Below are 12,966 nucleotides of genomic sequence, written 5' to 3'. Positions count from 1 at the left end.
TTATGCCATGCTACAAACAAAATGAAAAGAAAAATAAAATATTTTTTTAAGTGTGGTTTATAAAAATTTACAATTGTGATTCAATAGGTAACCAACTTATTATTTTTGCAAATGCGCGACGCCAAAAATTGCTTTCTGGCTCATAGTCAATGCTATATTTTTTTTCATTTTCAATAAAATCCCAATAAATACGATTATTATCACCAAGACGCAGATGATAGCTCATTTCCCCTGTGGTTTCTTCAGAAAACAACAAATCTAATCTTGCTGTAATGGGAGCACATTCAAAAAGAATGCCCATTTCTGTATTTAATGATGCTGATCTTGGATCAAAATTTAAAGATCCAATAAAAGCTGTTTTACGATCAATTAAAAAAGCTTTGGCATGTAAACTTGCCTTACTCGATCGAAACAATCGTAACCCATGAGTATTGCCTTCCGCTTTTAATTCATAAAGATTAACACCACTTTTCAACAATGCCTTACGATACGGTACATAACCACCATGCACTAATGCTACATCAGTAGCTGCTAAAGAATTTGTCAGAATTTTGACATCAACACCCTTTGAAACCAAATTACTAAAATTCTGCGTGCCAACCTTACCAGGAACAAAATAAGGTGACGTAATCTGAACCGTTTTTTGGGCATTTCCAATAACCTTTGAAAGTGCCTTCATAAGCCAATTGCTTGCTTTTTTACGCAATGCTTTTTCTGGAGGATCAGAAAGAACAACAACTTTGTCTGCTAAAAATAACCGCTTTCCTGTTTGGATAAAACAATTAAAGTTAATGTGCTCTTTGACATAATCTAAATAAACTTTTGCAACCTTGGAATCACGAAACTTTCGTAATTTATCTTTCCAATAGCTAAGATCACTTGCGCTTTTAGGAACAACCAAAGTATGAATTGGTAAAACAACAGCACTATTCCAAAAATCATCAAAGATACTTTCTACCTTTTTAACAGAGGGACCGATTAACATCAAATCTAAATCTCGAAAATGAGATTCTTTACCAGCATCAAAATAAGAATCTGCAAGATTACGTCCTCCTACAAAAGCGACCCTGCCATCAACAATAAAAGCTTTATTATGCATTCTACGTGTTACGGTAATTGCCCGTAATATAATTTCTAAACCACGGCGTAAACCACCTTTACGAGATCGCCCTGGATTAAACATTCTCACCTCAATATGAGGATGTTTATCTAGCGCAATATAAGCTGGATCACGTGCCTGAGCATTAATATCATCCAAAAGAAGCCGTACCCGAACACCCCGATCTGCTGCCTCAACTATTTCACTTAATAATAGGCGCCCCGTTAAATCATCGTCCCAAATATAATACATCAGATCAAGGCTACGCCCAGCCTCTGCAGCTCCTATTGCACGAACGCAAAACGCATCCAAATTGCTGATAATGAGGGAAAGGGCATCTTTATCAATCCCCAATCCATTTTCTTCCTCAGCTAATTGACTGACGATACGATCAAGCTTAGTTTCATCTTTCTGAATAGGTAACGCATAAGAACACTGCCCCCTAGCATTTTTCACAAAACGTCCATAGGTGTAGATTGCCAACATAGATGCAATAAAAAAAAAGAGGACAAAACCAATAACAATCTGTAAAAGAGTCAAAGAGGATAAACTTTCTATTTTAAACTATCACATCATCCGTAATGCAAACGATAACACTAATCACTTTATCTTAATCGTATAGCAGATAAAATGCCACTTCTTGCTTAAGAGAGTATAAATTTAATATTGATGATACAAAAATTTTAGCGGTAGTATTTAAAAGTTTTTAAAAATGCTTCTCTGTTTTAATAAATGTAAACTTAACTAAAATTGTATAAATTGAAACAAACGATTAAAATAATCACATAAAATTTATATTTGATTTAAATCTACAAAATCATCCTCTATAGATAAATTTTACAATAAATAATTGTTTTCTTAAGCTTCCCCCACGAACTTTATCAAAATCCACTCTATTTTTTTGAAACTCATGCTTGTCATGAAGAGAAATTTGTTATGAATTTTACTTTCGTTCTTGATTTCTTATTGCTCTCAATTCTTCCATTTTTCTATAAAGTGTAGAGCGACCAATATGAAGGCGGCGCGCAATCTCACTCATATGTCCTTTATAATGTTTAATCGCTTTCTCTATAATATCATGTTCCATCTCTGCAAAAGTACGCACATGCCCATCAGTATTCAAAAATTTTATCGATTCTTGTTCATTATCTTCTTGTATATTACCCTCAATGATATTGGGAACATTCATTAATGAATTTCCCATTAATTGCGGAAAATCTCGAACAGTTAATAACGGTCCTTCACTGAGTAAAATCGCACGAAATAAAAAGGTTTCAAGCTCATTTCTATTGCCAGGCCAATCATACTGCATAAGCAAGGAAAGAGCAGAGCCTGCTAAACCATGGACATGTGATCGCCCTGTTTCTGTGATAATGCGATCAATCAAACGTTGTGTAATCTCTGGAAAATCATCCCTTAATTCTCGTAAAGCAGGGACGCTAATAGACAAGTGAGAAAATTGTTCAAACAAACTATGCAAAAAAAAGTTCTCATTAACCAAGTCCTTTAAACGCGATGTTGAAATAGCAATGATCCGAAAAGGGAAAAATCCTCCTTTTGTATCCCTTTCCCTCTCTTTAAGGTAATGAGCAAACCGTTTTTGCTGTATGGGCTCAAGTCGATCAATATCACAAAGGCAAAGTGTCCCTTTTTCAAGAGAAGAAACCAATGGTAGGAATTCTTTAAACCACTGCTGATTTTCTTCTTCTGGATCAACGATGGCTGAACATTGAAAGCGAACAAAAACACCCTCCGAAAATAATCCCTCATGATGAATAATCCGAGCTAATGTCTCACGTCCTGTTCCAGCTTCCCCCTCTATCAAAAGATTCTGTAAAGAAGTTGCTGCTTGTCTCGATTGTTCTAACACTATCTGCATAGCTCTACTTTTTACGCAAAGATCAGAAAACCGTAAATGATTCTCTTTTTTTCGCCGAATATCTCGAACCTCATGCTCCAAGGCAGAAATAAGAGCAAGAATATCCAAAGTAACTCTTACGCGTAATAATGTTACTGGATGGATCCAATAATCAATAGCTCCAGCTGTTAAAGCTTTCTGGAGTAAATGCTGATTCTCTTGTTGTGCTATAACGACAATAGGAACAGAAACACCAGCAACTCTAATCATTTTAATCAAATCGCTCACACTCAAATCACTCATAACGACATCAAGGAGTGCAAGCACAATGTTTTTACGCCTGTGTAAAAGATCAATCGTACGGAGACCATTTTCTGCTTCAATGACACGATAACCAAAACCTCTCAGCATAGCAGAAAGTTCTATACGTCTTCCATAATCTTCACTCGCAACAAGAATGGGACCAACCATAATGTCAATAATCTCCTTTGAGACTACTCAGCAGCTTAATATCAAAATTGTTGTAAACCATAAGAAATATTTCACCTCTTGTGTTTCACTTACAAACTTCATCAAGCTATCAATTAAATACAACATTAAGGCATTTTTTTCCATTTTTTTGCTTTTTCATTGATTTTCATTAAATTTTTCATATTGACTCATGGGGTAATTTAATAATGTTATAGAAACTCGAGAGAAAATAATCTAAATAGAGTGCAATAAATGAAACATACCTTTCATATTTTATGTCTTACAATCACCGCCTTGCTGTTAAGTGCCTGTAAATTTTCGCAATATTATAATTCAAATATGCCAACTGGAATTGATGGGAAATGGGTTGATGAGAATGGTATTATTTCTTCTTTCCACAATGGTGTTTTTGAAACGCGTGCAGCAGATACAGAAGAAAAACTATCAGAAGGGGCATATAATTATCTCAATGCCCAAAATATAGAAATTGAAATACGCTCTATTCTCCGTGGAACAATTTCTAGAGTCAATTGTACAATGTCATATGACGCCACACAACTTCTCTGCACCTCACATACAGGAGCACAGTTTTTCCTTAAGCGGAAATCTTAAACAAAGTACAAGGGAAATCTCTCTTAAGAACAGAGGGAGCACACACATTAAGCAGGAGGCGATCCGTTCTCCTCCTGATAGAAAATCCTCTCTAAAATACGCAAAGAGGCTGGTATAATCTTTACCCTGAGAATTTTCTAAACATTATGAAATGCGTAAAATAATCATTTTCTTCCACAAAATATCAGTAAAGCCACCTACAATAAAATTGTAACTTTGTATCCTGCAATCTATTTCAACCTAAAATAACATTTTATTTGATAAGGAAGCTTAATCTAAGCAGCGCCAATGCGCAAAAGATCATGAAAATGGACAATTCCTATCGGTTTTTTATCTTCAACCACGAAAAATGCACCAATCTGATGATCATTAATAAAAGCTGTTGCTGCACCAACAAGTGTATTTGGCTTTACAACTTTAGGAGCTTTGGTCATCACCTCGTCAACATTAAATTTTGATAAATTAAAATGAATGTTACGTGCAAGGTCGCCATCAGTTACAATTCCGATTAGTTCACCTTCTTGATTCACAACACCAACACAACCAAAATGTTTTTCCACCAAAACATTCATCGCTTCAGTCATAGATGTTCCCTGCATTACCAAAGGAATATTATCACCCTCATGCATAATATCACACACGTATTTAAGGCTTGCACCAAGAGAACCACCAGGATGATATATTTTGAAATCCGTTGCGGTAAAACCACGCATTTCTAAAAGAGAAACCGCTAATGCATCTCCCATTGCCAATTGCATAATTGTTGAAGTTGTAGGGGCTAAACCATGGGGGCAAGCCTCTTCTATCTTTGGTAATAATAGCACAATATCAGCTTGTCGTCCTAACACAGAGTGCTTACTTGATGTCATCGCAATAAGGGGAATACGAAAACGCGCCGCATAACTCATAATACCACTTAACTCTTGAGTTTCACCAGACCATGATAAAGCAAGAATAACATCATCAGATCCAATCATACCAAGATCACCATGATTGGCTTCTGCAGCGTGAACAAAAAAGGCAGGTGTTCCAGTTGAGGCTAAGGTTGCTGCAATTTTTGTCCCTATATGACCACTTTTTCCAAGACCAGTAATAACCACATGTCCACGAGCATTTCTAATAGTTTGAACAGCCGCTTCAAAAGAAGAAGAAAGACTTTCCAGAAGAGCTTTTTCAAGGGCTTCAAGCCCCTGCTTTTCACTGGCAAGTGTTTTAAGCGCTGATACAACAGCACCCTGCAAAGCCATATGAGGAGACGGTATTATCATAATCAAATTCGATCAATAAAATTAAGTGAGAGATCTATATTATTTTTCAACATTAATGGTTTCCAGTAAATTTTTCAATGAAGCAGAAACGTGGCTGTGCATATCAGCGCGTGCCAAAGAAAATGCAACGTTGGCTTCAATAAAACCAGCTTTAGAACCGCAATCAAAAGTGCGCCCTTTTACTTGCAAACCCCAAAAATCTTGCTCATTTGAAAGCCGTATCATAGCATCTGTTAATTGAATTTCATTTCCTGTTCCCCGTTCTTGAGTAGAAAGAATATTAAAAATTTCTGGCTGCAAAATATAACGTCCATTGATGTACAAATTTGATGGTGCCGTTCCTTGTACTGGTTTCTCTACCATTTTTGTGATTTCAAAACCATTTGCAATCTGTTTGCCTTTCCCAACAATACCATATTTATGTGTTTCTCTAGGATCGCATTCCTGAACTGCTATAATATTTCCCCCACCCACCTTTTCATAAAGGCTCATCATTTCAGAAAGACAGCCCTTTTTCGCCTGTATCAACATATCGGGTAATAATAAAGCAAAAGGTTCCCCTGCAACTAATTCACGCGCACACCAAAGAGCATGCCCTAATCCCAAAGGTTGCTGTTGCCGAGTGAAAGAAGTTGACCCTGGTAATGGCTGTAAACGGTATAAGTGTGCAAGATCTTCTTTCTTTCCACATTCAGCAAGTGTCGTGTATAATTCAACTTGCGCATCAAAATAATCCTCAATGACTGCTTTGTTACGTCCAGTCACAAAAATAAAATGCTCAATACCAGCTTCCCTCGCCTCATCCACAACATATTGAATAACAGGTTTATCAACAACTGTTAGCATTTCTTTAGGAATCGTTTTTGTCGCAGGAAGGAAACGCGTACCAAGACCTGCTACTGGGAATACTGCTTTCCGGATTTTACGCACACTCACCCTCCTCAATGAATTCATATAACTTTTTTGTTTTATTTATCATATGTTTTTACGAAATGGTAAAAAAGATATCTTATTGTTTTGATTATCATTATAATGGATAATAAAAATGTAAAAAGAGTCTGAGAATTTATTGAAAGGATTAAAACGTATTATTTATTCAGTTTTTTCCTCTTCTTGATCATATTATCGATTAAACTAAATACAAAATAAAGTTATTGCACATCTAATGAATTGAATATTAATGGGGATTTCAAAATGCAAAAAACAGAATTGAAGACTCTCTTTTTAGAGAAGTCAATAACTTGGAGAACTCTTTTCACTGTCTCTGCCGTTATTTTTTCTGCTTTTTTTATGTTTTTTATATCCCTTTCATATGCTGATAGCGGATTTAAACACTGGATTAAAGAATTTAAAAAAATAGCTATTGCTCACAATATTACCCCTTCTACGTTTCATATGGCGTTTAAAGGTGTTAATGCCATTGATCCAGAAGTTCTAAAAAGCGCCGCATACCAACCGGAATTTGTTGCTCCTTCATGGAACTATTTCGATAATCGTGTCCATGATATTGCAATTGAGGAAGGACGGCGCCAAACTCAAAAATGGAACAAATGGCTTCTTCAAATTGAAAAACGTTTTGGTGTTGATCGCAATATTCTGCTTGCTATTTGGTCAATGGAAAGCAACTATGGGAAGGTTTTAGCCAATAAAAGTGTAATGCGTGATACCATTCGCTCTCTTGCAACTTTAGCCTATGCTGATAAAAAACGTGCAAAATATGCATATACACAGCTGATTGCTGCTATGAAAATTCTACAAAGTGGCGAAATTAAACGCTCTCAACTCACTGGATCTTGGGCCGGTGCATTGGGGCATACACAATTTATTCCAAGCAGTTATCTCGCCTATGCAGTTGATATGGACCAAGATGGACGGCGTGATATCTGGAACTCTGTTCCAGATGCTCTGGCTACTGCTGCTAACCTTCTCCACAAAAATGGCTGGCAACCTAATCTTATTTGGGGAGTAGAGGTAAAAGTGCCGCAGGGGAAAAACCTTCCTGAAGGCTGGTATTCCTTTGAACAATGGAAAAAATTAGGTGTAAAACACGCAAATGGGCACCCTCTTCCTACATCAGCTGAACAAGCAATATTAAAATATCCAGATGAAGCAAAAGGACCTATATTTTTAGTCACAAAAAATTTCTTTGTTCTGAAACATTATAATAATGCAGATCGTTATGCGTTTGCTGTTGGCCTTCTTGCTGATCGCATTGCTGGACATCCTGGATTGGTAAATGATTGGCAAAGACCTTTTCAACCTCTTACTTTCCAGGAATGTAAAGAACTACAATCTCGCTTAAGTGCACTGGGCTATTATAAAGGGAATGTTGATGGAAAAATCGGAACAGCTTCTCGCAAAGCAATTAAAGCTTTTCAACTGCGTCACGGTCTAAAAGCAAATGGATATCCATCATCTCAAGTGCTTTTTCTCCTTCGCAAACAATAAGGGAGACTAAATTTTTGTCTTCTTTTCGCCTGATATACTTGACATTATTGCTGTTTTCACTTTCTATTGTGGGGATCTTACAGCCATCCCCAAGTAAAGCAACGAACTTCTTCAAATGGTTGTCACAACAAAACAAACAGACACAGCAGCCACCGCAAATTATAGAACAAAAAATAGACAAGCCGCAAAAAAAGATCGTAACACAAAAAAACATACAAAAGCTGAAAAATGAGAATGCAAAGCGCATTCTTGTCATAGGGGATTTTGCAGCTTCTGCTGTTGCCGATGCACTTAAGAAGTCTTTTATAAATAATAGCGATATCGTTATCATGAACAACACAATACCAGCTTCCGGCTTAGTTCGAACGGATTATTATTCTTGGCAAGGCAATATTTCTAAACTCATTGATCAAAATAATCCCGATGTTATTATCATGATGATCGGTGCAAATGATAATCAACCCATCACAGACTCTCATAACATGATTAACACAGATCAGTCAGAATGGATGCGCATCTACAAACAAAGAATTATCGAAATTGCTGAAAGTCTTCATGCCTCTGGAAAACCATGGATATGGATAGGTCAACCTTCTTTTGAAAATGATCTTTTGACACAAAAAATAAAAATTTTTAATGCGCTCTATCAACAAGAAACAGAAACAGCAGGAGGGTATTTTCTCGATATCTGGAGCGGCTTTAGTGATGAAGAAGGAAATTTTTCTTTTTCAGGCTATGATATTAATGGGAAAATAACCAAATTACGCACCAATAATGGCATGCATTTCACCCCTGAAGGAAAGAAAAAACTTGCCTCTTATTTAGAAAAGCCATTGAAAAATATTTTAAATTTTTATGCCTTTTCTCATGGAAATCCTTACTCAACCGATCAAGCTATTCAAAAACTTATACAAGAATCAGAGAATCAAGAGCGGAGTAAAATTATGCGTCAGCTTCCAATGAGCCTCGATGATATGGCACAACAAAACACTCACCTTTTAGGCAAAAGAAAGTCAAGTTTTATAAAAAAATCATGGTTTCCACCAAATGGGCATCAAAAAGATCGAGCTGATGATTTTTCTTTCCCATAATGTCTATTTAAAATACAAAATCTGTTTTCCTCTATAAACAAAAAGCGAATAAGATAAAAAACTCTGTTTACAGAGCTATAATGAAGAGGAAATTTGCATAACTCGCAACTGCACCTTTCGAATAATATGAAAACGGCATGGTGTTAACCATACCGTTATATCTTATAGTCCACGTTTGTTAATCATTGCCTCTGGTAAAGGCATCCGTCCCCGAAAAGCTTTATAAAGCTCCTCTGGATCACGACTTCCTCCAGCGGAGTAAATACAACGCTTTAAAAGATCAGCGAGCTCTGAATTAAAAACATCTCCCGTTTCTTCAAAAGCCTGAAAAGCATCTGCATCAAGAACTTCCGACCACATATAAGAATAGTAACCAGATGCATAACCATCCCCTGCAAACACATGCATAAAATGTGGGGGACGATGACGCATAATAATTGTGTCAGGCATTTGCAGCTTTTCTAATTCTTGGCGTTCAAACACTGTTGGATCAGTGACTGTTTCGCCTTGATGAAAAGCCATATCCACTAAAGCTGATGAGATAAATTCAACGGCAGAAAATCCTGCATTAAATGTCTGTGCTACTAAAACTTTATCTATCAACTCTTGTGGCATAGGATGGCCTGTTTTTGTATGTATAGCATAAGATTTTAATATCTCTGGCACGGTTAACCAATGTTCGTAAAGTTGAGAAGGTAGCTCAACAAAATCACGTGCAACAGATGTTCCCGACACAGATGGCCATGTGACATCAGAAAGCAAACCATGCAATGCATGTCCAAATTCGTGGAAAAGCGTACGTGCATCATCAAGTGATAAAAGAGCAACTTCTCCTTTGGGCGGTTTAGCAAAATTACAAACATTGTAGATAATAGGCTTTTGTCCGCCATCCAATTTATGTTGTGATTGCAAACTACTCATCCACGCACCGGAGCGTTTTGAAGAACGCGCAAAATAATCACCAATAAAATGCCCAAGTAGACTTCCATCAGACTTTTTTACTTCCCACAAACGTGCATCAGGATGCCAAAGTGTAACAGCGTTTTTTTCTTCAAATGTAATGCCAAAGAGTTTTTCTGCTACCCTAAAAGCCGCTTTAATCATACGATCAAGCTGAAAATAATATTTAATCTCCGCGCTATCGAAAGAAAGTTTTTCAGTACGAAGTTTTTCAGCATAATAACGCCAATCCCAAGCAGCTAAAGATTCATTGCAGCCCTGATTGTTGGCAAAATTTTGTAAGTCAATTTGCTCAGTAGAAGCTTTCGCTCTTGCGCGCTCCCATACAGGCATAAGCAAATCCATAACGGAATCAACACTTTTAGCCATAGTATTATCGAGCTTCAAATCTGCGAAAGATTTATATCCCAATAATTTAGCCTGCTCATCTCGAAGCGCAACAATCTCTACAATAATTGTTTTATTATCATTCTTGTTATTATTTTCACCACGTTTAGCCCAAGCTTGGAATGCAACCTCACGCAAATCACGACGATCAGAGAATTTTAAAAAAGGTTCAACAATCGAACGTGCTAGTGTTAATGCATACGCTTCTTCATTGCCTCTTTCACACGCAATTTCCTTCATTGAAGCAATGAGATCTTGCGGTAAACCAGATAAGTCTGTTTGTTTTAAAAATAGAATCCATTCAGCTTCATCATTTAAGACATTTTGTCCAAAAGTAGCATTTAAAAAAGCAAGTCTTTCATTAATTTCCAAAAGCCGTTTCTTAGCTTTTTCATCGAGTTTTGCCCCATGACAAACAAACTTTTTCCACCATAATTCAAGAACACGTGTTGTTTCACTCTCAAATATGCCCAGCTGCGACTGTTTATAAAGCACATCTATTTTCGCAAATATCCGCGCATCCATCATCATTTTTGAAGAATAACGAGAAAGTTTTACAACGAACTCTTGCTCTAGCTGTTGAATTAATACATTCGTATGAGCACTGGTGCGTAAGAAAAATATTGAACAGACACGATCAAGCGCTTTGCCGCAAAGCTCAAAAGGCTGTAAAAAATTCTCAAGCGTTGGCGGTTCTTGCACCATCGCAATCGCCTCTAGTTCTTCTTCGGCTTCTTGAAGAGCCTGTTCAAAAGCGGGTTTAAAATCTTCATCACTTATAGAAGAAAAATCAGGAAGACATGAAAATCCCTTCCACTCCAGCACTGCTTCTTTTGCCATAATACTTTATGTCTCCATTATAAATTTAAACTGTAACAATTATCTTTACGATACAAATTGATAACATACTAAAACTATCTCGTGAGTTTCAAAACTACCTTTCAAAACGCTATTGAATAAAAAACCTGAAAATCGCAAAGTTCTTTCATTTTAAACCATATTATATTGAAGCAATAAAGATTATTCGCTCACACATCACAATAGAATTGCATATTAACAAAAACACTTGGAGAAAGGCATAATCTCCACTCTTTACAAAATATTGCTGTAGATTCTTTTGAAAATCACAAAACTGCATTAAAGAAATGATGGTAAAAATCAGAACTGATTTTTACATTTACGCTTTTATATTATCCTCAAATTAAGCTGTATTCTCGTTTTAGTGATTCAGAAACTTGTTTATAACTTATAATTCACCCTTGACTTTACTTCAAATATTAACAATTGGGAATATAGCTGGGGAGTTTTTTTTAAATCTTCCATAAACTTTTGTTTTTATCTCATCTATTATCTAGATTTATAACTCTCCAACTCTTCAGGAGGTACTTTATCATGACTGAAATCAAAACGGCCTTCGACTTCAAAAATTTTTCTCCTGAAGCTCTTGCTGAAAAGTTAAAGAACCAGCATTTTGCAGACTCTATTGATATCATAAATGACCTCGATATCATGGAACGTGTAACTATTCTTAGTCTTCTGCCTCTTGATTATGTTATCGAACTTTTTGATAAACCAGAGCTTGAGCAACCTGCTGCCATCCTAGAACTTCTCCCTATAAATCGTGCTGTTGAAATTCTTGATGGCATGTCTGCCGATGCTGCTGCAGACGTCTTTCAAGAAATGGATAAAGAAACCCGCACACGACTTTATGCCTTGCTTAACCCCTTAACGCGCGCTGAACTTAAAAAACTCACCAGTTATCCTGACCATACAGCAGGGGCACTGATGACAACAGAATTTATAGCCGTTCCTTCAAACTGGACCATACAAAAAACTTTGGATCACATCCGTGAGGTCGAGCGAACACGTGAAACAGTTTATACCAGCTATGTAATTGACCCTAAAACAGGTACTCTTCTCAAAGCTGTTTCCCTGCGTAACCTTATTCTTGCCTCACCTGATGAACTAATTCTTAATGTCCCTACCCATGACTCGCCCATTACAATATCGCCCTTCACACATCATGAAGATATCGCACGCCTTTTCCAGCGCCATGATCTTCTCTCTGTGCCTGTAGTTGATGAAAGTAACCATGTCATTGGCATTGTAACCGTTGATGACGTGCTTGATACTATGGTCGATGAGATGAATGAAGATGCCTATAAATTTGGGGGTATGGAAGCGCTTAATAAGCCCTATATGCAAATTAAGTTTCCTGAAATGATGAAAAAACGTGGCGGATGGCTCGCTTTACTCTTTATCGGTGAAATGCTGACAGCAAGCGCTATGCAACATTTCGAAACAGAACTCGAAAAAGCGATTATTCTTACACTGTTCATACCTCTCATTATGAGCTCAGGAGGAAATTCCGGCTCACAAGCTACATCCCTTATTATCCGTGCATTGGCTTTACGTGAACTCACGTTGAAAGACTGGTGGAAAGTGATCATTCGTGAAATTCCAACAGGACTATCCCTTGGTCTCTTACTAGGAATTATTGGTGTTACGCGCATTGCTCTTTGGCAAAAACTGGGTATCTACGACTATGGCCAACATTGGATTGCTATTTCGACAACAGTGGGTACAGCTTTAGTTGGAATCGTTACCTTTGGTTCTCTTTCTGGATCTATGTTGCCTTTTATTCTTAAAGGTTTAAAATTTGATCCAGCAAGTGCTTCCGCTCCTTTTGTGGCAACTTTAGTAGATGTCATGGGCATTATAATCTATTTTTCTGTAGCTTCCCTCATTTTGTCAGGAACTCTTCTTTAAACA

Annotated in this window: 9 protein-coding genes; 4 read left to right on the top strand and 5 right to left on the bottom strand. The window is 36.9% G+C overall.

All coding sequences use genetic code 11. From position 1 onward, the window contains the following. Positions 1-67: 67 nt before the first annotated feature. Both ACFILH_RS05270 and ACFILH_RS05265 read right to left on the bottom strand, forming a co-directional pair. On the bottom strand, positions 68-1,639 hold the full coding sequence (locus ACFILH_RS05270; protein ID WP_375657919.1) for a phospholipase D family protein: 1,572 nt from the start codon (positions 1,637-1,639) through the stop codon (positions 68-70). A gap of 403 nt (positions 1,640-2,042) precedes the next feature. Continuing rightward, positions 2,043-3,428 (bottom strand): sigma-54-dependent transcriptional regulator, encoded by a 1,386-nt coding sequence (locus ACFILH_RS05265; protein ID WP_375631094.1) that lies wholly within the window; start codon positions 3,426-3,428, stop codon positions 2,043-2,045. Between the two features lie 252 nt (positions 3,429-3,680). Here ACFILH_RS05265 and ACFILH_RS05260 point away from each other — a divergent pair, with 252 nt between their 5' ends. Next, entirely contained in the window at positions 3,681-4,040 is a 360-nt protein-coding gene (locus tag ACFILH_RS05260) for a hypothetical protein (RefSeq protein ID WP_375631095.1), read from the top strand. A gap of 275 nt (positions 4,041-4,315) precedes the next feature. Here the strand turns inward: ACFILH_RS05260 and ACFILH_RS05255 are convergent, their stop codons facing one another. Both ACFILH_RS05255 and ACFILH_RS05250 read right to left on the bottom strand, forming a co-directional pair. Beyond that, positions 4,316-5,308 (bottom strand): SIS domain-containing protein, encoded by a 993-nt coding sequence (locus ACFILH_RS05255; protein WP_273790622.1) that lies wholly within the window; start codon positions 5,306-5,308, stop codon positions 4,316-4,318. 39 nt (positions 5,309-5,347) lie between these two features. Then, positions 5,348-6,238: a UTP--glucose-1-phosphate uridylyltransferase gene (locus ACFILH_RS05250; protein WP_375631096.1), complete on the bottom strand. Its 891-nt coding sequence runs from the start codon at positions 6,236-6,238 to the stop codon at positions 5,348-5,350. Between the two features lie 264 nt (positions 6,239-6,502). Here ACFILH_RS05250 and ACFILH_RS05245 point away from each other — a divergent pair, with 264 nt between their 5' ends. Beyond that, positions 6,503-7,756, top strand: a complete 1,254-nt coding sequence (locus ACFILH_RS05245; protein ID WP_375667473.1) for a lytic murein transglycosylase — start codon at positions 6,503-6,505, stop codon at positions 7,754-7,756. Between the two features lie 14 nt (positions 7,757-7,770). After that, complete coding sequence (locus tag ACFILH_RS05240) at positions 7,771-8,847, top strand: SGNH family hydrolase (protein WP_375637589.1); 1,077 nt, start codon at positions 7,771-7,773, stop codon at positions 8,845-8,847. 162 nt (positions 8,848-9,009) lie between these two features. Here the strand turns inward: ACFILH_RS05240 and ACFILH_RS05235 are convergent, their stop codons facing one another. Next, on the bottom strand, positions 9,010-11,034 hold the full coding sequence (locus ACFILH_RS05235; protein WP_375657921.1) for a M3 family metallopeptidase: 2,025 nt from the start codon (positions 11,032-11,034) through the stop codon (positions 9,010-9,012). A gap of 552 nt (positions 11,035-11,586) precedes the next feature. On the opposite strand from ACFILH_RS05235, the gene mgtE reads away from it, so the two are divergent. Further along, positions 11,587-12,963 carry a magnesium transporter gene (mgtE, locus tag ACFILH_RS05230; RefSeq protein ID WP_375622953.1) on the top strand — a complete coding sequence of 459 codons (1,377 nt, stop codon included), beginning with the start codon at positions 11,587-11,589 and terminating at the stop codon, positions 12,961-12,963. The last annotated feature ends 3 nt before the right edge of the window (positions 12,964-12,966 follow it).

Source organism: Bartonella sp. CL435QHHD (genome assembly GCF_042195095.1).
Classification (GTDB): domain Bacteria; phylum Pseudomonadota; class Alphaproteobacteria; order Rhizobiales; family Rhizobiaceae; genus Bartonella.
The sequence above is the reverse complement of the archived record's forward strand: the minus strand, read 5'-3'. Positions and strand labels throughout refer to the sequence as shown.

Bases quoted from the DNA above. Each gene is read 5' to 3' on its own strand.
- ACFILH_RS05265 (WP_375631094.1), bottom strand. From the start codon at position 3,428: ATGGTTGGTCCCATTCTTGTTGCGAGTGAAGATTATGGAAGACGTATA.
- ACFILH_RS05260 (WP_375631095.1), top strand. From the start codon at position 3,681: ATGAAACATACCTTTCATATTTTATGTCTTACAATCACCGCCTTGCTG.
- ACFILH_RS05255 (WP_273790622.1), bottom strand. From the start codon at position 5,308: ATGATAATACCGTCTCCTCATATGGCTTTGCAGGGTGCTGTTGTATCA.
- ACFILH_RS05245 (WP_375667473.1), top strand. From the start codon at position 6,503: ATGCAAAAAACAGAATTGAAGACTCTCTTTTTAGAGAAGTCAATAACT.
- ACFILH_RS05235 (WP_375657921.1), bottom strand. From the start codon at position 11,034: ATGGCAAAAGAAGCAGTGCTGGAGTGGAAGGGATTTTCATGTCTTCCT.
- mgtE (WP_375622953.1), top strand. From the start codon at position 11,587: ATGACTGAAATCAAAACGGCCTTCGACTTCAAAAATTTTTCTCCTGAA.